At 68.5% G+C, this 22,199-nt stretch carries 22 protein-coding genes; 8 read left to right on the top strand and 14 right to left on the bottom strand.

All coding sequences use genetic code 11. The features are described from left to right. Window positions 1–4 precede the first annotated feature (4 nt). The 5 genes from AC1RVW_RS05800 to AC1RVW_RS05780 are packed head-to-tail and all read left to right on the top strand — an operon-like array spanning window position 5 to window position 4,745. The gene (locus AC1RVW_RS05800) at window positions 5–979 is read left to right on the top strand and encodes a branched-chain amino acid ABC transporter permease (protein WP_493198588.1); all 975 of its coding nucleotides are present in this window, start codon (window positions 5–7) and stop codon (window positions 977–979) included. Then, window positions 976–1,827 (top strand): ABC transporter ATP-binding protein, encoded by an 852-nt coding sequence (locus tag AC1RVW_RS05795; protein ID WP_493198586.1) that lies wholly within the window; start codon window positions 976–978, stop codon window positions 1,825–1,827. The genes AC1RVW_RS05800 and AC1RVW_RS05795 overlap by 4 nt, the downstream gene beginning before the upstream one ends. Beyond that, window positions 1,811–2,554 (top strand): ABC transporter ATP-binding protein, encoded by a 744-nt coding sequence (locus AC1RVW_RS05790; RefSeq protein ID WP_409196599.1) that lies wholly within the window; start codon window positions 1,811–1,813, stop codon window positions 2,552–2,554. Before AC1RVW_RS05795 ends, AC1RVW_RS05790 begins: the two co-directional genes overlap by 17 nt. 42 nt (window positions 2,555–2,596) lie before the next feature. Beyond that, window positions 2,597–3,811 carry an ABC transporter substrate-binding protein gene (locus AC1RVW_RS05785; protein WP_106938320.1) on the top strand — a complete coding sequence of 405 codons (1,215 nt, stop codon included), beginning with the start codon at window positions 2,597–2,599 and terminating at the stop codon, window positions 3,809–3,811. A gap of 37 nt (window positions 3,812–3,848) precedes the next feature. After that, complete coding sequence (locus AC1RVW_RS05780; RefSeq protein ID WP_106938321.1) at window positions 3,849–4,745, top strand: isocitrate lyase/PEP mutase family protein; 897 nt, start codon at window positions 3,849–3,851, stop codon at window positions 4,743–4,745. 25 nt (window positions 4,746–4,770) lie between these two features. Here AC1RVW_RS05780 and AC1RVW_RS05775 read toward each other — a convergent pair whose 3' ends face one another. Next, on the bottom strand, window positions 4,771–5,679 hold the full coding sequence (locus AC1RVW_RS05775) for a LysR family transcriptional regulator (RefSeq protein ID WP_493198583.1): 909 nt from the start codon (window positions 5,677–5,679) through the stop codon (window positions 4,771–4,773). A gap of 171 nt (window positions 5,680–5,850) precedes the next feature. Between AC1RVW_RS05775 and AC1RVW_RS05770 the strand changes: the two genes are divergently transcribed. Further along, the gene (locus AC1RVW_RS05770; protein ID WP_493198581.1) at window positions 5,851–7,059 is read left to right on the top strand and encodes a CaiB/BaiF CoA transferase family protein; all 1,209 of its coding nucleotides are present in this window, start codon (window positions 5,851–5,853) and stop codon (window positions 7,057–7,059) included. Between the two features lie 52 nt (window positions 7,060–7,111). Next, window positions 7,112–8,116 (top strand): Bug family tripartite tricarboxylate transporter substrate binding protein, encoded by a 1,005-nt coding sequence (locus AC1RVW_RS05765; protein WP_106938324.1) that lies wholly within the window; start codon window positions 7,112–7,114, stop codon window positions 8,114–8,116. Window positions 8,117–8,194: 78 nt separating this feature from the next. Here the strand turns inward: AC1RVW_RS05765 and AC1RVW_RS05760 are convergent, their stop codons facing one another. From AC1RVW_RS05760 to AC1RVW_RS05725, 8 genes are read right to left on the bottom strand one after another with little or no spacing between them, the layout of a single operon-like run. After that, window positions 8,195–9,046 carry an alpha/beta fold hydrolase gene (locus tag AC1RVW_RS05760; protein WP_493198578.1) on the bottom strand — a complete coding sequence of 284 codons (852 nt, stop codon included), beginning with the start codon at window positions 9,044–9,046 and terminating at the stop codon, window positions 8,195–8,197. Window positions 9,047–9,080: 34 nt separating this feature from the next. Further along, complete coding sequence (locus tag AC1RVW_RS05755) at window positions 9,081–11,033, bottom strand: TRAP transporter large permease (RefSeq protein WP_493198576.1); 1,953 nt, start codon at window positions 11,031–11,033, stop codon at window positions 9,081–9,083. Then, window positions 11,030–12,043 (bottom strand): TRAP transporter substrate-binding protein, encoded by a 1,014-nt coding sequence (locus AC1RVW_RS05750; RefSeq protein WP_285411283.1) that lies wholly within the window; start codon window positions 12,041–12,043, stop codon window positions 11,030–11,032. The genes AC1RVW_RS05755 and AC1RVW_RS05750 overlap by 4 nt, the downstream gene beginning before the upstream one ends. Before the next feature lie 59 nt (window positions 12,044–12,102). Beyond that, window positions 12,103–13,692, bottom strand: a complete 1,590-nt coding sequence (locus tag AC1RVW_RS05745; RefSeq protein WP_493198574.1) for an acyl-CoA synthetase — start codon at window positions 13,690–13,692, stop codon at window positions 12,103–12,105. Beyond that, window positions 13,689–14,858, bottom strand: coding sequence for an acetyl-CoA acetyltransferase (locus AC1RVW_RS05740; protein ID WP_493198572.1), 1,170 nt, complete (start codon window positions 14,856–14,858; stop codon window positions 13,689–13,691). Before AC1RVW_RS05740 ends, AC1RVW_RS05745 begins: the two co-directional genes overlap by 4 nt. Window positions 14,859–14,870: 12 nt before the next feature. Further along, the gene (locus AC1RVW_RS05735) at window positions 14,871–15,680 is read right to left on the bottom strand and encodes an SDR family NAD(P)-dependent oxidoreductase (protein WP_285411286.1); all 810 of its coding nucleotides are present in this window, start codon (window positions 15,678–15,680) and stop codon (window positions 14,871–14,873) included. 22 nt (window positions 15,681–15,702) lie between these two features. After that, complete coding sequence (locus AC1RVW_RS05730) at window positions 15,703–16,101, bottom strand: PPC domain-containing DNA-binding protein (RefSeq protein ID WP_081267669.1); 399 nt, start codon at window positions 16,099–16,101, stop codon at window positions 15,703–15,705. Then, window positions 16,094–16,567: a PCC domain-containing protein gene (locus AC1RVW_RS05725; RefSeq protein WP_493198569.1), complete on the bottom strand. Its 474-nt coding sequence runs from the start codon at window positions 16,565–16,567 to the stop codon at window positions 16,094–16,096. Before AC1RVW_RS05725 ends, AC1RVW_RS05730 begins: the two co-directional genes overlap by 8 nt. Window positions 16,568–16,768: 201 nt before the next feature. On the opposite strand from AC1RVW_RS05725, the gene AC1RVW_RS05720 reads away from it, so the two are divergent. Then, complete coding sequence (locus AC1RVW_RS05720; protein WP_493198567.1) at window positions 16,769–17,695, top strand: LysR family transcriptional regulator; 927 nt, start codon at window positions 16,769–16,771, stop codon at window positions 17,693–17,695. Between the two features lie 52 nt (window positions 17,696–17,747). Here AC1RVW_RS05720 and AC1RVW_RS05715 read toward each other — a convergent pair whose 3' ends face one another. The 5 genes from AC1RVW_RS05715 to AC1RVW_RS05695 all read right to left on the bottom strand — a co-directional run bounded on the left by AC1RVW_RS05715 (window position 17,748) and on the right by AC1RVW_RS05695 (window position 21,916). Further along, the gene (locus tag AC1RVW_RS05715) at window positions 17,748–18,347 is read right to left on the bottom strand and encodes a VOC family protein (protein WP_493198565.1); all 600 of its coding nucleotides are present in this window, start codon (window positions 18,345–18,347) and stop codon (window positions 17,748–17,750) included. A 38-nt stretch (window positions 18,348–18,385) separates the two neighbouring features. Beyond that, the gene (locus AC1RVW_RS05710) at window positions 18,386–19,390 is read right to left on the bottom strand and encodes a zinc-dependent alcohol dehydrogenase family protein (RefSeq protein ID WP_493198563.1); all 1,005 of its coding nucleotides are present in this window, start codon (window positions 19,388–19,390) and stop codon (window positions 18,386–18,388) included. 2 nt (window positions 19,391–19,392) lie between these two features. After that, window positions 19,393–19,971 carry an amino acid synthesis family protein gene (locus AC1RVW_RS05705; RefSeq protein ID WP_081267673.1) on the bottom strand — a complete coding sequence of 193 codons (579 nt, stop codon included), beginning with the start codon at window positions 19,969–19,971 and terminating at the stop codon, window positions 19,393–19,395. A gap of 21 nt (window positions 19,972–19,992) precedes the next feature. Then, on the bottom strand, window positions 19,993–20,964 hold the full coding sequence (locus AC1RVW_RS05700) for a tripartite tricarboxylate transporter substrate binding protein (protein ID WP_493198561.1): 972 nt from the start codon (window positions 20,962–20,964) through the stop codon (window positions 19,993–19,995). Window positions 20,965–21,055: 91 nt separating this feature from the next. Beyond that, on the bottom strand, window positions 21,056–21,916 hold the full coding sequence (locus AC1RVW_RS05695; RefSeq protein WP_493198559.1) for a fumarylacetoacetate hydrolase family protein: 861 nt from the start codon (window positions 21,914–21,916) through the stop codon (window positions 21,056–21,058). Window positions 21,917–22,199: the final 283 nt, after the last annotated feature.

The following is a 22,199-nucleotide window of genomic DNA, read 5'->3' as shown; positions in this document are numbered from 1 at the left end:
CCCCATGACACGCATCTTCGACTCGCGGCCCTGGCTGGCACCGCTGGTGTTCATCGCGCTCTTCGTGCTCGCGCCGCTCATCCCCGGCGGCTATGTGCTCTACATCTTCACGCTGGTGCTGATCTACACGCTCGCGTCCTTCGGCACCAACATCCTCACCGGCTACACCAACCTGATCTCGATGGCCGGGGCGGTGTTCTTCGGCATCGGTGCCTATGGCAGCGCCATTCTCACGACCCACTTCGGCATGCCGCTTGTGCTGTCGATGCTCATCGCCGCGGCGATCGCCACCGTGGTGGGCGTGTTGCTGGCGCTGCCGGTGCTGCGCCTGGAAGAGGTGTTCCTGGCGATCGCGACGCTGGGCTTCGTGATGATCTCGGTGGAGATCGCCAAGTCCGGCGGCGAGCTCACGGGTGGCGAGAACGGCATGGGCGCGCCCGGGCCGACGCTGTTCGGCTTCGCGCTGGGCGAGCGGGCCTACCACCTGTTCGTGGCGGTGGTACTGGGCGCGGCGCTGTGGGTGGCGCGCAACCTGTCGCAGAGCCATTTCGGACGCGGCTTTCTCGCGCTCAAGGGCAGCGAAACCGCTTCGCGCGCGCTAGGGCTCAACGCGACCAAGCTCAAGCTCATCGCCTTCGGCGTGTGCGCCTTCTACACGGGACTTTCGGGCGCGCTGTATGCGCCGGTGGTGCGCTTCATCGATCCGTCGCTGTTCAACATCATGGTGTCGATCAGCTTCGTGTCGATGGTGATCGTGGGCGGGCTGGGCTCGATCATGGGCTCGGTGCTGGGGGCGGTGTTCGTCATCGGCGCGCCGCAGCTGCTCACCTATTTCGGCTTCGACCAGTTCCAGCGCGCGCTGTACGGCGTGGCGATGATCCTGGCGCTGATGTTCCTGCCCGACGGGCTGGCCAGCCTGCTCAAGCGCAGGAAGCTGCCGGGCGCGGACGCGCCCGCAGGTGCGGAGGTGCCGCGATGAGGGCACTGATCGAAGGCACGCCCGTCGCGACCCGGACCCGGCCGGTCCCCGGCACCGCGCCCCTGCTGCGCCTGTCCGACGTGCGCATGAGCTTCGGCGGCATCGTCGCCGTGCAGGATGTCGGCTTCGACGTGATGCCCGGCACCGTGCATGCGCTGATCGGCCCGAACGGCGCCGGCAAGACCACGATGCTCAATTGCATCAGCCGCTTCTACACGCCGCAGAAGGGCACGATGCGCCTGCGCACGCCCACCGGCGAGCATGACCTGCTCAAGTGCAAGGCACACCAGATCTCGCGCCTGGGCATCGCGCGCACCTTCCAGAACCTGGAGCTGTTCTCGGAACTCACGGTGTTCGACAACGTGCTCATCGCGCGCTCCGGCGCCATGCGCTGCACGCTGGCCGAGGCGCTGCTGCGGCTGCCGCGCCAGCGCCGCGAGGAACGCGAGCAACGCGAACGCACGCAGCAGATCATCGACAGCCTGGCACTGGGCGCTCACGCTCACACGCTGGTGCGCGACCTGCCCTACGGCACGCAGAAGCTGGTGGAGCTGGCACGCGCCATGGCGCTGGAGCCGGTGCTGATGCTGCTCGACGAACCGGCCGCCGGCATGAACAACCGCGAGATCGATGCGCTGGGCGACACGCTGCGCCGGCTGCAGCAGGCCACGGGCGCGACGCTGCTGCTCATCGAGCACAGCATGCCGCTGGTGATGTCGATCTCCGACACCATCACCGTGATGCACAACGGCGCCTTCCTGGCGCAGGGCTCGCCGCGCGAGATCGAGCAGAACCCGGCCGTGGTCGAGGCCTATCTCGGAGGAGGCAAGAGTGGCAAACGCCGTTGAATCCCCCAAGCGCGCAGGCACGCTGCTGCGCGTGGACAACCTGAGCGCCGCCTACGGCAAGATCCGCGCGCTGCACGGCGTGTCGATCGATGTGCCGGCCGCGGGCATCGTGTGCGTGCTGGGTGCCAACGGCGCGGGCAAGACCACGCTGATGCGTGCGCTCTCCGGCCTGCTGCCGGTGGCCGGCGGCACCGCCGTCTTCGACGGACAAAGCATCGCCAACGTGCCGGCGGAACAGCTGGTGCGCCGCGGCGTGGTGCACGTGCCTCAGGGCCGCATGGTGTTCGCGCAGCTGTCGGTGAAGGAAAACCTGGTGCTCGGCGGCTACACCCGACCGGCCGCCGAGGTGCGCGAGGACATCGACCGCGTGCTCGGCTACTTCCCGCGTCTGAAGGAGCGCATCACCTCGCGCGCGGGCACGCTGTCGGGCGGCGAGCAGCAAATGCTGGCCATTGCGCGCGGCCTGCTGGCCAAGCCGCGCCTCCTGATGCTCGACGAGCCCTCGATGGGCGTGGCGCCCATCATGAAGGACGCCATCTTCTCCACGCTGCGCGACATCCGCGATCGCGAGCGGCTCACGCTGCTGATCGTGGAGCAGGACGCCGACATCGCGCTGGACATATCCGACGAAGGCTACGTGATCGAGACCGGCCGCGTCGTCATGCACGGGCCGGCGGCCGAGCTGGCCGGCAACGAGGACATCCGCCGCGCCTATCTGGGCGGCTGAGACGCACCTATTTCCCCCTATCAACGACAGGAGACACACCCGATGAAACACATTGCTTCGCGCCGCACGGTGCTCGCCACCACCGCCGCGCTGCTGGGCGTCGCCGCGCTGCCCACGCTCGCCCTTGCGTTCGAAAACAAGGCCGAAGGCGTGCTCGACAAGGAGATCGTGCTGGGCTCGTCGCAGCCGATGTCGGGCACGCTGGCCTACATGGGCAAGGCGGTGGACGAAGGCATCCGCACCTACTTCGACATGGTGAACGAGCAAGGCGGCGTGAACGGCCGCAAGATCAAGCTCATCACCTATGACGACGAGCTCAAGCCCGCGAAGTCGGTGGCCAACGCCAAGCTGCTGGTCGAGCGCGACAACGTGCTTGCGATGGTGGGCAACATCGGCCACGCCACCAACATCAGCGCCTACGAATACAGCTCTACGCGCAAGGTGCCGACCATCGGCGCGCTGAGCATCTCGGACCTCACGAGCACGCCGCCGCGCGAATTGCTCTACGTGCTGCCTTCGCCGCAATCGACGGAGACCGCTGCCTACATCGACTACGCGGTGGAGAAGCTGAAGGCGAAGAAGATCGCGATGCTCTACCAGAACGACGGCTGGGGCAAGCCGGCCTACGACATCGCTATCAAGCAGCTCGACAAGCATGGCCTGAAGCTGGTGGAGGCGCAAAGCTTCGAGCGCTTCGCCACCGACATCACCTCGCAGGTGTTCAAGCTCAAGCAGGCCGAGCCCGACGTGGTGATCGTCTATGCGCTGGGCCAGGAGGCGGTGCTGTTCTTCCGCGGTGCCGAAAAGCTCGGCTGGAAGCCGACCGTGTTCGGCGCGGGCGGGCTGAACGACCCCAAGTTCGTCGAGCTGCTGGGCAAGAGCCCGGCCAAGCTGTACGTGGCCTCCTACTACGACGCGGTGGAGGGCGACAACCCCGCCATCAAGGACTTCTTTGCGCGCTACACCAAGCTGTACCCCAAGTCGGCCCCCTCCTCCACGGCGCTGATGGGCTACTCGGCCGCGGCCGTGACCGTCGAGGCGCTCAAGCGCGCGGGCAACGAGCCCAGCCGCGCCAAGGTGGTGGCTGCGCTGGACGGGCTGTCGGGCTTCGACCAGAAGATCGGGCCGAAGATTTCCTTCCAGCCCATCAGCGCTGGCGGCTATGCGCGGCGCGGCCAGACCGGCGTGGCGCTGATGGAGCTCAAGGACCAGAAGTTCGTTTCGCTCGGCGGCTACATCGATCCCGTCAAGCGTTGATTCACGCCCGCAACACCCGCAAGGAGCGACTCTTCCAATGACCTCAGTTCGCAAGACGATGCGTGCGCGCATCACCTCAGGCCCCACGTTCTGGATGGCCGGCGCGCAGGACGCGCTGTCGGCCCTGCTCGTCGACCAGTCGGGCTTCGACGGCATCTTCACCACCGGCTTCGGTATCTCGGCGTCGCTGCTGGGCCAGCCCGATGTCGAGCTCTACACGCTCACCGAGAACGTGGGCGTGGTCAACCGCATCGCGAACATCGTGCGCAAGCCGATATTCGCCGACGCCGACACCGGCTACGGCAACGTGATCAACGTGGCGCGCACGGTGCGCGAGTTCGAGAAGACGGGCGTGGTGGCCATCTCCATCGAAGACCAGTTCAGCCCCAAGCGCTGCCCCGCGGCGGCCAGCACCATGCCGCTGGTGCCGGTGCGCGACGCGGTGGCGAAGATCCGCGCGGCGGTGGACGCGCGCCAGGACCCCGACTTCCTGATCGTGGCGCGCACCGACGCCATCGACCCGGCGGAGGCGACCGACCGTGCCTGCCAGTACGCCGAAGCCGGCGCCGACCTGATCCAGCCGATCTCGCGCACCTTCAAGGGCTTCGACGACCTGGTGAAACTCAAGGAGGCCACCGGCCGGCGCCTCTCGCTGCAGCTGATGCAGGGCCTGTGGATGGCCAGCCTGAGCCGCGCGCAGATCGAGTCGGTGGCCGCCTTCGCAACCTATCCCATCGTCACGCTCATGAGCACGGTGCATGCGCTGCAGGCCAACCTGGAGGTGCTGTCGCAGCGCCGCACCGGCGACGTCGATGGCCTGCCCGGCGGCCAGACGACGATGCCGGCGTTCAAGGAAATCATCGGCTGGAACGCGGTGGAGGAACGCCAGGCGTACTACGAGGTGGATGCGCCGGCGCACAAGCGCGCGGCCTGAGGCTTGCCGTGCGGGCTCGCGCGCGTCAGTCCATGCGCGGGCGCGATCCCTGTTCCCTTTCCACGAGAAAGTCGATCAGCGTCCGCACGGCCTGCGTCTGGTACCTGCTCGGCACGTAGAGCAGAAACTTCTGCGTCGACAGGAAGTCCAGGTTTTCTTCCTGCAACGCCAGCGCCTGCATTTCTCCGCGCGCAATGGGCGCCTGCACCATGTAGTCCGGCAGCAGGCCCACACCCAGGCCCTGCGCGATCGCGTCGCACAGAAAATGAAAGTTGGCCGAAATCAGCCGAGGCCGTGTCTGCAATGAACGGTGGCCACCGGCCTGCCCGCCGGCCATGCTCAGGCGCTCGCTGGTCTGCTGCGAGGTGATGAGCGGCAGCCGCTTGAGTTCTTCCAGGCTCGTCGGCATTCCATGCCGTGCGATGAACGACGCGGTCGCACACGCCACGTACCGCACGCGCCCCAGCTCGCGGGCAATCAACTGCGCCGGTGGCTCGGCCATGACGCGCACCGCGAAATCGACCGAGCCCTTCACCAGCTCCTCGATGTCGTTGTCGAAGATCACGTGCAGCGTGATCTCCGGATGCCGCTCCATGAACTCCGCCAGCCAGCCCGACATGCGCAGCTGCCCGTAGCCGCTGGGCACGCTCAGGCGGATCATTCCCTGCAGGCCCTTGCCGAGGCTGCTCACGGCTTCGGCCGCGGCCTTCACCTCGTGGCGTACGGCACGCCCGTGCTCGTACAGCTTCATGCCCAGCTCGGTGGGTTCCAGCTGGCGCGTGGTCCGTCGCAGCAGCTGCGCACCGAGTTCACGCTCGAAGCGGTTGATCCGCTGGCTCACGTTGGCCCGGCTCATGCCCAGCATGGTGGCGGCCTTGCTCAGGTTGCCGGCTTCGATGATGTCGACCAGCAGGCCCAGGGCTTGAACATCCATTGTCAATTTCAGATTTACATAAATGTCAAAAAACCGAACGATTGTAAATTTTTAGGCGGCGGCAAATAATCCGGGCATCCCCTGCCAGCCGCCCGCACGCATCGCAAGGCCCGTCCTGCGGTTGCCGTCCGTCTTCGCTTGTTCTCGTTCGCCTTCGCCCGTCCGTCCCCCATGCCTCAAACCGCTCCCGTCCAGCCCCTGGCTGGCCTACGTGTTCTCGACCTGTCCCGCGTGCTCGCGGGCCCGATGTGCGCCATGGCGCTGGCCGACCTGGGCGCCGACGTCATCAAGGTCGAGCACCCCAGCCGCGGCGACGACACGCGCGACTGGGGCGTGCGCGTGGGCACCCGCAACACCTCGTATTTCAACAGTGCCAACCGCAACAAGCGCTCCGTCACCATCGACCTGCAGTCCGCCGCGGGCGTGCAGATCGCGCGCGAACTCGCCGCGAGATCGGACGTGGTCATCGAGAACTTCAAGGTCGGCGGCGCCGACAAGCTGGGCCTGGGCTACGAGCAGCTCAGCGCGTCGAACCCGCGCCTGGTCTACTGCTCCATCTCCGGCTATGCGCGAAGCACCTCGGAGGCACAGCGCCCGGGCTACGACCTGCTGGTGCAGGGCGAGGCCGGCATCATGGCCATGAACGGCGAAGCGGGCCAGGGGCCGCTGAAGTTCGGCGTGGCCGCGGTCGACATGTTCACCGGCATGTACGCGGGCCAGGCCATCCTCGCCGCGCTGTACGAGCGGCACGCCACGGGACGCGGGCGCCATGTGCAGATGGCGCTCTACGACTGCGGCCTGATGATCACCTCTTACTACGGCATGGAGGCCCTGCTGAAGGCGGGCGATCCGCCCAAGTTCGGCAACGCGCATCCTTCGATCGTTCCCTACGGCGTCTTCGATGCCGTGGACGGCCCGGTGGTCATCACCGTGGGCAACAACGGCCAGTTCGTGCGCTTTTGCGAGCAGGTCGTCGGCCCGCCCGAGTGGGCCGCCGACCCCCGCTTCGCCACCAACACCGGGCGCTCGGCCAACCGCGAGATCCTGCTGCCGCTGGTGCGCGCAGCCCTGCGCGGGTTGAGCCGCCGCGAGTTGCTCGCCAGCCTGGCGGCGGCCGGCATCCCCTGCGGCGAAGTGCTGGGCATGTACGAGGCGCTGACCTCGCCGCGCACCGCCCAGGCCAACCTGCTGCACCACTTCGACGACGCGGAGGCCGGGCCGCAGAGCGTGCTCGCGCCTCCCTACGTGATGGACGGCGAGCGCACGCCCGTGCGCCGGCCGCCGCCCCACCTGGGTCAGCACACCGACGAGGTGCTTCGCGAAGTGCTGGCCATGGACGACCAGGCCATTGCCGCGGCGCGCGCGCAGCAGGCGATCTGACCCGCCGCGGCCGCACGCCAGGACACCCTTTCATCTTTCAGAAAGAACAGACATGAACCAAGCTCACATCATCAGCCGCCGCCACCTGCTGGCCACCGGCGCCGCAGGCGCACTTTCCACCCTGGGCCTGCCGGCCTTCGCGGCAGACGCCGAATGGCCGGGCAAGATCGTCAAGATGGTCGTGGCCTTCCCCGCGGGCGGCCCGACCGACACGGCCGCGCGCATCACTTCGCAGAAGCTCGGCGAACGCCTGGGCACCTCGATCATGGTGGACAACCGCCCCGGCGCGTCCGGCTCCATCGGCACGGCCCAGTTCATCAAGTCGCCGGCCGACGGCAACACGCTGTCGATGTTCGGCATGCCGGCACTGCTGGCGCCGCTGCTGTACAAGAACGGCGCCTACGACGTGGAGAAGGACTTCATGTGCGTGGCGACCGTGTACGACCTGCCCATGGCCATCGTCGTCAACCCGACGCTGATGCCGGGCGTGGACTCGCTGCAAAGCCTCATCGCCCATGCCAAGGCCGCGAAGACGCCGCTGAACTACACCAGCTCGGGCGCGGGCAGCTTCGGCCACCTGGCCATGGAGCAGCTGAAGGACCTGGGCGGCTTCGACATGCAGCACGTGCCCTACCGCGGCAGCGCGCCGGCCGTGACCGACCTGCTGGGCGGCCAGCTCGGCGTGATGTTCGCGGACGTGGTCGCGGCCCTGCCGCACATCAAGTCGGGCAAGCTGCGCGCCGTCGCCGTGAGCTCGCCGCGCGGCAACGTGCTGCTGCCCGGCGTGAAGACGGTCTCGGCCCAGGGCTTCCCCAACTTCGACTTCGATTCGTGGGGCGGCCTCATCGCACCGCTGGGCACGCCCGCATCGGTGGTGGCACGCATCAACAAGGAGCTCTCCGACATCCTGTCCAAGGACAAGGACGTGCAGGACAAGCTGGTCCACGCCGGCGCCATCGCCGCGTACCAGCCTGCCGCGGCCATGCGCAAGCGGCTGTCCGCGGATGCCGCGCGCTGGACCAAGGTGGCCAAGGACAAGAACATCAGCGCCGTGTGAGTCTTCGCGGCCCGACTCAGCTTCCCGAAATGCTGGAGACCGTGTCCGGCATCCGCTTCGGGGGCCTCGCACCAGGCATCAACCGGCGAATCCCGCGAGCAGCGCATTGAACTTCCCCGCGTTCTCGATGAACATGAAGTGCGAGCCCGCTTCCCCTTCTTCGAAGATCTCCACCCTGGCGCCGGGCACCTGGGTCGCCTCCCACCGCATGCAGCTGTGCGGCACCAGGCTGCCCTCGCCGCCGATGAAGAGCGTCGGCCGGTCGATGCGCGGTAGCACCTCGCGCCAGTCCTGGTGGCAGTGGTTGTAGAGCAGGTCGGCCGCCGCAGCGCGTGGCATCTTCAAGTTCATGTCGACGATCCACTGGAAGGCCTCGGCGGGCATGTCGGCCGTGACCATGGAGCGCAGGAAGCCGACCGTGGCCTCCACCCCGCCCGCGCCTCGCAGTGCATTGGCGGTCTCGACCACGCTGTCGGCCGTGAAGATGGGGCCGTAGTCGGCGACCTGCTGGTCGGTCCACTCGGGGTTGCGCGTGAGGCATGTCGCCTGGTCGCAGAACACGTACCGGCCGATACGCCCGGCTGCGAACAGGTCGAAGTGGCACCAGAGCACCGAGCAGCCCATCGAGTGGCCGACGATGGTCACGTCACGCAGGTCGAGCGCGACCAGCGCATTCTGCAGGTCGGCCGCAAGGCGCGGGATGCGGTAGCCTCGCCCGGGCTTGTCCGAATCGCCATGGCCGCGCAGGTCGAACGCGATCACGCGATACCGGTCCGCCAGGCCTTCCAGTTGGTACCTGTACTGTTCGGCCGTTTGCGACCAGCCCGGTATGAGCACCAGGGGAGCCCCGTTGCCGGCCTCCAGGTAGCTCAACCGGACGTCGCCGTCCACGGCGACGGTCTTGCGGGCGATGCCTGTCTTGGTTTCCATGCTTTTCTCCTTGGTGTGCGCAAACGGTTGAATCTCAGAGGAACCCGATGGAAAGCCACGGAATGGCCGCCACGGCCGTGGTGCCGACGAGCAGGGCCAGCATGTAGCCGACGATGGGCCTGATGCCTTCGTCGGGCCGCACGCGGCCGATGGCGCAGGCAGCGTAGTAGCCCACGCCCAGGGGCGGCGCGAACAGGCCCAGCCCCATCGACAACACGACGACCATGGCGTAGTGCACTTCGTGGATGCCCAACTGCCGCGCAATCGGAAACAGCAGCGGGCCGAACAGCACGATGGCCGGTATGCCCTCGAGCACGGAACCCAGCACCACGAAGGCGACGAGCGATACCGCCAGGAACATCGGCGCGCCGCCGGGCAGGCTGCCCATGACCTCCGCCAGCCAGCGCGAGAAGCCCGATTGCGTCAGCCCCCAGGCCATGGCGGTGGCCGTGCCGATGATCAGCAGGATCGCGCCCGACAGCGAAGCGGTGGCCACGAGCATCGGGCCCAGCCGCCGCCAGTCGAACTGCCGGTACACCACGATCCCGGCGACCGCGGCATAGACGATGCCGATGGTCGACACCTCGGTCGCCGTGGCCACGCCTTCGACGACCGCCGCACGGATCACGAACGGCAATGCCAGTGCGGGCAGTGCCACCAGGCCCAGCTTCAAAACCTGCCGCATCCCGGGCCGCGCGACACCGCTCAGGTCGTCGTGCCGATTGCGCACGTACACCACCACGCACAGCATCAGGCCCAGGACGACGGCCGGCAGCAGGCCGCCCGTGAACAGCGCCGCGATCGACACGCCCGTGACCGAGCCGATGGTGATGAGCACGAGGCTGGGCGGCACGGTCTCGGTTTGCGCGCCGGTGGCCGCGAGCAGCGCCACCAGTTCGCCCTCGGCGGCGCCGCGCTTCTTCATCTCGGGGAACAGCGCTGGCGCGATGGCCGCCATGTCGGCCGCCTTGGAGCCCGAAATGCCCGACACCAGGTACATCGCCCCCACCAGCACATAGGAGAGGCCTCCCCTCACATGCCCCAGCATGCTGGCAAGGAACGAAACCATCGCCTTCGCCATGCCCGTCATCTCGATGAGCAGGCCCAGAAAGACGAATAACGGCACCGCCAGCAGGATGAGGTGCGACATGCCTTCGTCCATGCGCCCGACGATCACGGGCAGCGCGGTGTCGGTGGTCAGCGCGAGGTAGCCGAAGGTGCCGAGGCCGAATGCGAACGCGATGGGAATGCCGCACAGCACGCAGGCCAGCACCACGCCGACGAAGAAAACCAGCAGGTTGAGCCGGCCCAGGTCTTCGAACACCGCGCGGCCCAGGATGAATGCCGCGATGAGCGTCACGACGATCGCCAAGGCCTGCAACGACGTCTTCCAGTCGAAGTCGCGCAACAGCCGCAGCGCCGCGAACATGGCCATGAGCGCCACGCCCACCGGCAGCGCGGCGGCGCGCCAGGCGTTGGAGATGTCCAGCGCCGGCGTGGTGATGAAGCGCTCTTCCGACGCGTATTCCCACGCAGGCCACACCACCATCGCCAGGAAAGCGAGGGCTGCGTAGAGCGACACGGCCTCGGCGAAGCGGCGGCGCGTCGGCGGCAGTTTCGACACCAGCGCGGTCATGCGCATGTGCTCGCCGCGCCGCAGCGCCACCACCGCGCCCAGCATGGCGAGCCAGATGAAGAGCATCGAAGCGAGTTCGTCCGACCAGATCAGCGGCTGGTGCAGCACGAAGCGCGCGACCACGCCCGCCAGCAGCACCACCACGTCGGCCAGCACCAGGGCACCGGCCGCGCCGTCCACCAGCGCGCCGAGCAGCCGCTCGATGCGCGAGGTCAACGATGGCAACGAGCTCGGGTCGGCCTCGTTGGCCGCGTCGCCGTGGCCGTGGCCGTGCGCGCCCGCCGGGTCTTCCACGGTCGGGGAACCCGCGTGATGCTCGGGCGGCCGCGCCGCCGGGCGCGGCGCGTTCATGCGAGCTTGCCCGCGCTGCGCTCCAGCAGCGCCCATGCTTCGTCGCCGTACTTGGCTTTCCACTCCGCATAGAAGCCGGCCTTGCGCAGCTGGTCGCGGAAGGCGCCGGGGTCGGGCTGGCTGACCTGCATGCCCTTGGCAGCGAGCTCCTTCTGCAGGTTGGCGTTGAGCTCGGCGACGTCGGTTCGCTCCTTCAGCGCCGCCGCGTTGATGTGCTTCGCGACGATGGCCTGCAGCGCGGGCGGCAGCTTGTCCCATGCACGCTTGTTGGCCAGGAACCAGAAGCCGTCCCACATGTGGTTGCTCATCGAGCAGAACTTCTGCACTTCGTAGAGCTTGGCGGTCGAGATGATGGCAAGCGGGTTCTCCTGCCCGTCGACGATCTTCGTCTGCAGCGCGGAATACACCTCGGCGAAGTTGATCGACGTGGGCGCGGCATCCAGCGCCTTGAACATCGAGGTCCACAGCGGCGACACCGGCACGCGGATCTTGAAACCCTTCAGGTCTGCCGGCGACGCAATGGCCTTGTTCGACGACGTGATCTGCCTGAACCCGTTGTCCCAGATCTTGTCCATGGCCACGATGTTGGACTTGGCGATCTGCATGCGGATATGGCTGCCCAGGTCCCCGTCCATGGCCTTCCATACGCTCGCGTAGTCGGGAAATGCAAAGCCCACGCCGCTGATGGAGGCCGCGGGCACCAGCGTCGACAGGATGAGTCCCGACAGCGTGAAGAACTCGACGCCGCCCGCGCGCAACTGGCTCAGTACGTCGGTGTCGGAGCCCAGCTGGTTGTTCGGGAAGATCTGGATGTCGACCTGGCCGCTCGTCTCCGCGCGGATCGCGTCGGCCATCTCCTTGGCCCGGATGTTCATCGGGTGCGAGACCGGCAGGTTGTTGGCGTACTTGTAGTTGAAGACGTTCTTCTGCGCGAAGGCGTGGCGCAGGGGCATGGCGAGGCTGGAAGCAGCGGCGGCGGTGCGCAGCACGGTACGGCGGTTGATGTTCATCTGTTGTCTCTATGTTCTGGTTAGTCTTGAATCCGATCGTCCGGGGAGAAAAGGCAGGCTCAGTGGGTGGTGGCCTCCCCGATCTCTCCGCGCTCCGAAAGGAGCCGGCGTATTTCGTTCTTGGTGACCTTGCCGTAGCCTGACTTGGGCAGCGACTCCCAGAAGAAGACGCGCCGCGGCCAGCGGTACCTGGCGCAGCGGCCGTCGAGGTGGCCCAGGATGTCTTCGGTCGTCACGCCTTCGCGATCGCACACGAGCACGGCCACGCCCACCTCGCCCCACTTGGCGTCGGGCAGGCCCAGCACGGCGGCCTCGCGCACGGCGGGGTGCGTCAGCAGGATCTCCTCGACCTCGCGCGGGTAGACGTTGGAGCCGCCCGAGATGTACATGTCCGACTCTCGGCCCGTGATGTAGAGCAGGCCCTGCGCGTCCATGCGCCCCAGGTCGCCCGTGTGGAACCAGCCGCCGCGAACCGCCTTGGCCGTGGCCTCCGGGTTGTTGAAATATCCCGCGAACACGGCCGGTCCTCGGCAGCAGATTTCTCCGACGGCGCCGGCCGGCAGCCTTTGCATCTGCTCGTCGAGGATCGCGACTTCCATGCCGGTGCGCGGCCGCCCGCATGAGCCGATGTGCGCGTTGGCATCCGCGTCGTCGGCCGAGTGCATCGTCGGCGGCAGCACCGTGATGCAACCTGTCACCTCGCCGAGGCCGAAGTACTGCACGAGCACCGGCCCCAGCTTCTGCAAGGCGCGCTTCTGGTCGGCGCGGTACATCGGGGCGCCGGCGTAGATCACGTAGCGCAGCGAGCGGTGGTCGAACTCGTCGACCGACGGGTCTTCGACCAGCATCTTGACGATGGTCGGCACTGTGAAGAGGTTGCTGACCTTGTGGCGCTCGACCAGCGACCAGAACGCGCGCGGCTCCAGCCGGTCCGACGACGGCAGCACCGTGGCCGCGCCGCGCGCGACGTTCAGCAGCGCATGAATGCCCGCGCCGTGCGACAGCGGCGCCACGGCGATGGAGCAGTCGTTTTCGGTCGTGCCGGGAATCAGGTCGGCGAGATGGTTGGCGACGACGAAGGCGAGCTGGCCGTGCGTCAGCACGGCCGCTTTCGGTTTGCCGGTCGTGCCCGAGGTGTAGAAGTACCACAGCGGCGTGCCGGCCTCGACATCGGCAACGGACTTTTGCGCGCCCGCATTGGCGGCGATCAGCGCCTCGTAGCCCTGTTCGCCCTGGCGCGGCGCCCCGATGGTGACGACGTGGCGCAAATGCGCGCTGGTACCGCGCACGGCGTCGACGTGCGCGGCAAAGCCGTCTTCGGCCAGCATCACCGTCGCCTCGCTCGAGCTGCCCAGGTAAGCCACTTCGGGAGGCGTGAGCCGGAAGTTGACCGGCACCCATACCGCACCCATGCGGAATGCGGCCCAGCAGCTCTCGAACAGCGCGAGGTTGTTGCGCGACTGCACGAGCAACTTGTGGCCGCGCTGCATGCCCAGCGCGCGCAGCCCCTGCACGAGCGCATCGACGCGCGAGTCGATCTCGTGCCAGGTCCAGCTGCGGTCCTCGAGGATCAGGCCGGCGCGCGCAGGAAACAGCGCCGCCGTCTGCGACAGCAGCACCGACAGGTTCGCGGCCTGCGCCTGGCTCATGCCGCCTCCAGCACGCTGAGGTAGTTGGCGACGGCGGCGCCGCCCATGTTGAACACGGCGCCGGGCTTGCCCGTGCCCACCTGCATGTCGCCGGCCGTGCCGGTCAACTGCATCGCTGCCATCACATGCTGCGACACGCCCGTCGCGCCGATGGGGTGGCCGCGCGACTTCAGGCCGCCAGAGGGGTTCACGGGCAGCCGGCCGTCCTTGCGCGTCACGCCGTCGAGAATCGCGCGTGCGCCCTGCCCGTGCGGCGCCAGGCCCATCGCCTCGTACTCCAGCAATTCGGCGATCGTGAAGCAGTCGTGCGTCTCGACGAAGCCAAGATCGTCGAGCGTGAGCCGTGCCGCTTCCAGGCCGCGCCGCCACGCCAACGCCGCACCTTCGAAGCGCGTCGGGTCGCGCCGCGACAGCGGCAGGTAGTCGTTGACCTGCGTTTGCGAGCGCCAGCGCACCGCCGGCACCTTGGCCGACCCGACGGGCGTCGACGAGATGACCAGCGCCGCCGCGCCGTCGGACACCAGCGAGCAGTCGGAGCGCTTGAGCGGTCCCGCGACGAAGGGGTTCTTGTCCGACGGATTGCGGCAGAAGTCGAACCCCAGGTCGCGCCGCATGTGCGCATGGGGGTTGTGCACACCGTTGGCGTGGTTCTTGGCCGCGATGGCCGCGAGCGCATCGCTCTGGTCGCCGAAGCGCTCGAAGTAGCCGCCCGCGATGTGGCCGAACACGCCCGCAAAGCCTGCGGGCGTCGTGCCTTCCTCCTTCACGTAGGAGCAGCGCAGCAGCGTCTGCGCGATGACCGGGCCGGGCACCGCGTTCATGATCTCGAAACCCACCACCAGCGCGTGGCGCACGCGGCCGCTCTTCACTGCGTCCAGCGCGGCCCAGATGGCGGCCGAACCCGTGGCGCATGCGTTCTCCAGCCGCACGGCCGGCACGTGGCGCAGGCCGGGCACGGCCAGCGCGACCAGCGACGCGCTGAAGTCCTGCGGCACGAAGCCGCTGTTGAAGTGGCCGACGAAGATGCCGTCGATGTCCGCGGCCTCGAGCCCGGCTGTCTGCAGCGCGGGCTCGACGGCGTCGCGGATCAGTTGCTCGCCGTCGGCCGCGTCGAGCTTGCCGAAGGGCGTGTGGCCCCAGCCGATGATGTAGCTGTCGTTGCTCATGGGCTTCGCTCCTCAGGCGTGGTCGGCCTGCGCGGTGGCCGCGCCCCGGCGCAGCGTCGGCAGGCCGACGCCGGCAGCGTCGAAGCCGCCGTCCACCGCAATCACCTGGCCATTGATGAAGCTCGCCGCATCGCTGCACAGGAAGCCCACAGCGTTGGCCATTTCCTCGACGCTGCCGTAGCGGCCCAGGGGAATGGCGTCGACGTAGTCGGAGCGGATCGCCACGCTGTGCACCAGCTTGGCCATTTCGGTCTCGACCGGGCCGGGCGCGATCACATTCACGCGCACGCCCGCATTGCCCAGCTCCACCGCGTACTGCTTCGTGAGGTGGATGAGCGCCGCCTTGCTGGTGCCATAGGCCACGCGCAGCGTGCTGGCGCGCAAGCCCGAGATCGACGCCACGTTCACCACCGCACCCCTGCCGGCCTCGACCATCGAAGGGCTGAATGCCTGCGTGCAGAGGAAGGCGCCGTCGAGGTTGGTGCCCATCACCGAACGCCAATCGGCGAAAGAGGTGTCCGCGATGCGCTTGAACACCGCGACGCCAGCGTTGTTGACCAGCGCGTCGACGCGGCCGAAGCGGCCGGCGACGGCCTTGGCCGCGGCGGCTACCTGCGCCGCGTCGGACACGTCGCAGTGCACGCCCAGCACGCGATCGGGCAAGGCGAGTTCGGCGACGGCCGCATCGAGCGTGGCATGGTCGTTGTCGAGCAGCGCGACGTGGTAGCCGTGGGCCAGGAACCACTGTCCGATGGCAAGGCCTATGCCGCGCGCGCCTCCGGTGACGACGGCGACGCGGGGAAGGAAGGGGGTGTCTGTCATGGTTGCCTTGGGGTTTTCGAAATCAGGAATCTTCGGAAGGAAGCCACTCTTCGAGCGTGATCTCGAAGGTGACGCAAACAGCGTTGGCGCCGGCCACGAACGGACCGCCGTGGACCCGGCCTTCGGTGTCGGCGACCACGCCCGTGAGGGCCGCGCGCAGCGTGCCGTCGGGCTGCAGGCGCACCTCGCCGGCCAGGCTCACGATTTCCACGGCGGGGCCGCGAACCACCTGGCACGCGCCGTCGGGCCGCTCCAGGCATGCGTCGATGAGGCTGCCGAGCGCACCGCGCACGAAGGCATGGCGCATGCCCTGGGCCACGCAGAGTTTTTCCACGCTCTGCACCAGGTCTTCATTGGGGCCGATGCGCGCGTAGGCCACGCGGCCCATGCGGCCGCGCTCCACCAGGCGAACGTCAGCCATGGGCCACCGCCCGCGCCTGGGGGCGCATCAGCGGCATGCGCGTTTCTTCGTCGTAGGCCACGCGCAACTCGAAGCTGTCCAGCGCGGTCACCACCACGGTGACGGGACTCCGGCCGACCGACGTGCGTTCGGCCAGGATGTGCCCGCCGCGCACGCGCCCGTCGACTTCGCGGAACACGCCATGGCAATGGACGACGGGGCCGCCGTCGGCGCGGCGGCCCATCGTGGCGTTGCCGAAGATCAGGCGCGCTCCGCGCAGCGCCTCCGGGGCGCCGTAGGTCGCGAGCACACGGCCGGCGGGATCGGGCAGCGCCGTGCAGAAGCTCAGGTGTTCAAGTTCGCCGTCGATGAGCGTCATCGAAGCGCTGGCCACGTCTTCGGCGGCCAGCGCCTGCACCAGGCTGTCGTGCAGCGTGCGTCCCGCGGGCAGCGACAGCCGGAAGTGCCTGCCCTTGTCGGCATGCATGTGGGCGATCCGCACAGGACCGTAGGGGCCAGGGTGAACCACGGTCCGTGCTCGTGGCAGGGCCGTCGCTTTTTCGGTCATCTCTTTGTCTCCTTGGGGTGCGGCAGCGGGTAGCGCCAGCGTCCTCGGAGCAAAGTCTAGGATCGGACATCCATAGCAACAAATCTACAATTCATATCGATCAATACAGGATTCAGATCGATGGAACTGCGCCACCTCCGCTGCCTCGTCGCTGTGGCCGAAGAGCTCCACTTCGGCCGTGCCGCGCAACGCCTGCACCTGTCGCAGCCGCCGGTGAGCCTGGCCATCAAGGAGCTGGAAGACGAACTGGGCGTGGCGCTTTTCGAGCGCACGTCGCGTCGCATCGCGATCACGCGCGCGGGCGAAGACGCGCTGCACGACGCGCGCGCCGTTCTCGCGGGCATGGAAACCATGCGCCGCCGCGCGCAGGACGGCGCGGCCGGCATCATGGGCTCGATCGCCGTCGGCTTCATCAGCCTTCCCGCCTATTCGTTCCTGCCGCCGACGCTGCGGCGTTTCAACGAGGCGCACCCCCGGGCCAGTGTGGCGCTGCGCGAAGGCATCACCGAGCAGATCGTCTCGGACGTCGAGGCCGGCCACCTCGACGTCGGCATGGTGCTGCAGCCGTCCGACATGCCGGCCACGCTCGGCTCGCGGCTGGTGCAGAAGGACACGTTGATCCTCGCCCTGCCCGAGGCCCACCCGCTCGCGGGCACGGGGCCGGTGGCCCTGGAGAAGTTCTCGAGCGAACGCTTCCTGGGCTTCGAGCGCCACATCGGCCCGCAGATGTTCGATGCCATCGTCGCGACTTGCATGCGGCGCGGCTTCAGCCCGCTGATGTTCCCTGCGCGGCAGATGAATACCATCGTGAGCCTGGTGTCGGGCGGCGTCGGCATTGCGCTGGTGCCGGCATGCGTGAAGGCGCTGCACCGTGAAGGCGTGGTGTACCGGTCGCTGAAGGGCGAGAAAACCTACGTCGACACGCTGGTGGTCTGGCGCAAGTCGGACGAGTCGCCGTTGGTGAAAGCCCTGTTGGCCTTGCTGCCGGACGAAGGCGCGAGCCGGCGCACAAGGGCAGTTCCTGCGGAGACGAAAGGCAGGCTCTGAACATCGCCAGGGGCGTCATCTTGTCCAGGAGCCCTGTCGCCCGGGTCGCCGGTCACCGTCGGACCGGCGCCGGCTGACGCTGACGCTCGCCGTCGGTCTTCGATGCGCGCAGTGCCGCGCTTCGCTGCGCGAACAAGGCGGCCCATTCCTGTGCGGGCATGAAGCTCGGGTCCGAGCGCACCACGCGCTCGGTCTGCGTCCAGATCGCTTCGTCGGTCTCGTCGAGGTCCAACGGATCGCCGTGCGGCTGGCTGACGTACCACGGTGTGTCGAGGTAGACCTCGACCGTGTTGTCCTCCGGGTCCATGCAGTAGATGGACAGCGCGTTGCCATGGTTGAGGCCGCGCATCTTCGTCGCGCCCAGCGACAGCGCGCGACGGCGCGCTTCGCGCAGGTGGTCGATGGTGTGGATCTTGAACGAGAGCTGCATCACGGTGCTTGGCGCATCCGCGCCGCGGCCGCCCGCCAGCACCAGTTGGTGGTGCTGGTCGTCGCGTCCGCTGAGGAACACCAGCTCGTAGCGGAAGGTGCCGCCGACACCGCGGTCGGTCTCCTGCATGTCGAACACGCCGGTGTAGAAGCGCTTCATCACCGCCAGGTCGCGGCAGAAGATGCCGCAGTGCGACAGGTTGGGAATGTAGGGTGTGCTCAAGACGGTCTCCGCCGGTTTCGGGTTCGTCGGTTGGGGGTTCACGGAACGAGGACAAGCTTGCCGAGCGCGCCGCCGCGGTCGAGCAACTCGTGCGCATGCCGCGCCTCGGCCAATGGCAGCCGGGTGGCGCGCGGCGCGCGCACCCGGCCCGCGGCCATCAGCGCGATGGCCTCCTCCATCAGGCCGCGCCGATGCGTGATGTCGCTGTCGACGGTGTGGATGGAGAAGGTGCGGATCGCCAGGCTCTTGCCGAGCAGCTTGCGCAGTTCGTCGAACACATCGCCCGCGGGCGGGCCCGCGAGGATGTTGTAGGAGACCGCCATGCCGAAAGGCGCGAGGGAGCGAAGGCAGGCGATGAAGAGCGCACCGCCCACGTGGTCGAAGGCCAGGTCGGCGCCGCGCCCGCCGGTGAGCGCCATCACGCGTTCAGGCAGCGTCGCAGGGTCGCCGTCGATGACCTCGCTGGCGCCGTTGTCCAGCGCGAAGGCGCGCTTCTCGTCGGACGAGGCGGTGCCGATCACGCGCAGACCGCGCGCACGGGCCACCTGCGCGACCGCGGTGGCCACGCCGCCCGCCGCGCCCGGCAGCAGCACGGTCTGCGCGGGCAGGTTGCCGTTGCTCGCCAGCAAGGCGATGGCCAGCTGGAAGTTGCCCAGGCTCACGGCGTCGTCGAAGCCCAGCGCCGGCGGCAGCACGAAGGGCGCAGCCTCGCTCACGCAGATGCATTCGGCGTAGCAGCCGCCGCGCTGCGCGAGTTCGCGCGCGCTCACGAGCACGCGCTGGCCCACCGACAGCCGCGTGACGCCGGCGCCGACCGCGTCGACCGTGCCCGCCATCTCGTTGCCCGGAATGGCCGGCAGCGGCGGCATCCACTTGTAGGTGCCGTTGCGGATGAGCACGTCGGGCCCGCCCGCGCCGATGGCGGCCGCCCGAACCCGCACCTGCCCCGGGCCGGGCTCGGGCAGCGGCAGGTCCACCAGCCGCAGGACTTCGGGGCCGCCCGTTTCGGACAACTGCACGGCGCGCATGGTTTGCGTCGCCATGCTCAGCGCTGCCCGTCGTTCACGCTGACCTGCTCCTTGGCGAGGCCGCCCAGGCGCGAATGGATGCGCCCGCCGTCGGCCATCACCAGCGCGAAGAGGATCTCGTCGGGCCGGGGCGCGTCCTGGATGCCCACCTCGACCGTGTTGAAGTGGCTGCGCACGTAGGCTGCGTGGATGTAGTGCAGCGGCACCATCAGCCGGTAGCCGGTGGCGGCTACCGCCTTGGCCGCGGGCACGATGGCCTTGGGCTCGCCCAGCACCTGGCGCATGGCCCAGCCGCCGGCCTCGTGCCAGACAGCGCCGTGCTCGAGTTCCCCGTTGACGCCGACGATGGCCGCCTTGCTGTAGGCCTCGACGTTCTCCTTGCCCAGCGTGGCCACCAGCTCTTCGGCCAGCGCGGTGCCAAGGCTGCGCAGTTCCGCCATGAAGGGCAGCAGGTCGGGCTCGTAGCGGCCGGCATAGGGGTTGCGGATGACGGCGCACGCGGCGGCGATACGCAGCGGCTTGTCGGGCGGCGGCCCGCCTTCATGGAAAACGGTCTCGACGGTGAGGCTTCGCTTGCGCAGCGCGATCAGTGACATGGCATTGCTCTTTCGTTCATTTCATTGCCTGGGAATCTTTGCATCGGCGACCACCTGGGTCCACTTCTCGAGTTCTCGCGCGACCAGCGCCTTCATTTCCTCGGGCGTGCTGCCGCGCGCCTCGCCGCCCATGTCTTCCAGGCGCTGGCGCACCGACGCGGCCTGCAGCGCATGCAGGGTCTCGGCGTTGAGCCGGTCGACGATGGGGCGCGGCGTGCCCGCGGGCGCCAGCACGCCGGCCCACGAACGCACGTCATACCCCGGCACGCCCTGCTCCGCAACCGTCGGCACCTTGGGCAGGCCCGGCCAGCGCTGCGGCCCGGTGGCGGCCACCGCGCGCAGCCTGCCGGCCTGGATGTTGGGAACCACCGCCGTCGGCGGCGCGATGATGAACGGCACCTCGCCGCCGAGCAGCGCGGTGAGCGCGGCCGCGTCGCCGCGGTAGGGCACGTGCATCATCGACACGCCGGCCATCTTGGTGAGCAGCTCGCCCGCCAGGTGGTGCGTCGAGCCGATGCCGGCGGTGCCGTAGGCGACCGTGCCCGGCGCGGCCTTGGCCGACGCGAGGATCTCCGCGAGGCTCTGCACCTTGGAGCTGGCGTTGACCACGATCAGGAACGGAAAGTAGGTGACGGTGGACACCGCCTCGAAGTCGGCCACTGTCTTGTAGGGCAGCGTGTTGTACAGCGCCCCCGCCACCGCGTGGCCGCCGGTGGCCAGCAGCAGCGTGTAGCCGTCGGGCCTGGCGCGCGCCACGGTGGCCGCGGCGATGGTGCCGCCCGCGCCGGCCTGGGCCTCGACCACGACCGGCTGGCCGAGGGTCTTGCCCATCTCGACGCCGATGGCCCGGGCGATCGCGTCGGCGTTGCCGCCCGGCGCGAAGCCCTGGTAGAGCTTCACTGGACGTTCCGGGTAGCCCTGCGCGAAGGCACGGGCGGCCGGCCATGCGGCGGCCGTCGCCGCGCACGCGGCGAGAAGGGTTCTTCGTTTCAAGTGTGTCTCCTGAGGCGGCGCCCTTTGCGGGCGTCTCGCACGATTGCGGTGGGGCGTTGCGCGGCGATGCGGCCGTTGCAGGCGGGTTGCGTCAGTCCTGCGCGACCACGGGGTTGCGCAGGAGGCCCACGGCCTCGATCTCGACTTCGACCACGTCGCCCGGCTTCATGAAGCGCGGCGGCTTCTTGCTCCAGCCTACGCCGGCCGGCGTGCCGGTGATGAGGACGTCGCCGGGCACCAGCGTGAAGATGGTCGACGCATAGGCGATGAGCCGCGGAATCGAGAAGATCATGTGGCCCGTGTGGCTGGACTGAACGACCTCGCCGTTGAGGCGCGTCTCGAGCCTGAGCTCGCGCCCCGGCGCAATCTCGTCGGCCGTCACCATCCACGGACCGAAGCCGCCGGTGGACTCGAAGTTCTTGCCCGAGGCAATCTGCTTGGCGTGGAACTGCCACTCGCGCACGCTCCCGTCGTTGTAGCAGCTGTAGCCGGCCACGTGCTTCCACGCGTCGGCCTCGGCGATGTCGCGTCCGCCCTCGCCGATGATCACCGCCAGCTCCCCTTCCCAGTCGAGCGACTCGGACACGCGCGGACGCACGATCGGTCCTTCGTGCGGTGTCTGCGAGCGCCAGACGCGCAGGAAGATCGGCGGCTGCTCCGACAGCTCGCGCTGCATGCCGGCGGCCAGCACCTCCTGGTGGTGGTCCATGTAGTTGCGCACGGCGCACACGATCTTCTCGGGCTTGGGAATCACCGGCAGATAGCGCACGTCGGACAGCGGCGTGTCGGCCACGAGCCCCTCGACCAGCGCGTCGCGGCGCGCGAAGTCGGCGCTGGCGATGAAGTCGGCCAGCGTCGCGTGGCCGGTACGCGCGGCCAGATCGACCACGCCGCCTTCGACGACGGCGCCCCAGGTTTCGCGGCCCGCGAGCGAGTAGGACATCAGTTTCATGCGTTGCTTCTTTCGGATGGGTACGTTGCACATCGGGCCGCGGTCGACCCGTCGAATGCACAGATTAATGCATGAAGGTATTTTTGTGCATAAAACAAGATTGATGCATAGTGGTTTTTACCGACGGTCTGGCGAGCGCGCGCGGCCTCGCGCCGCGTGCCTGGAACGCGGGTCGCGAGGCTGAGAGAAACGGAAAGAAGCAGATTGGGGGATGGCGTCAAGCCACCGGCGAACGCGCGCGCTGCGCGGGGCGTCGCGTTCTCTGCGCGTGCAGGCGGCTGCA

The organism is Variovorax sp. MPBD4-3, from assembly GCF_058809745.1.
The sequence above is the reverse complement of the archived record's forward strand: the minus strand, read 5'-3'. Positions and strand labels throughout refer to the sequence as shown.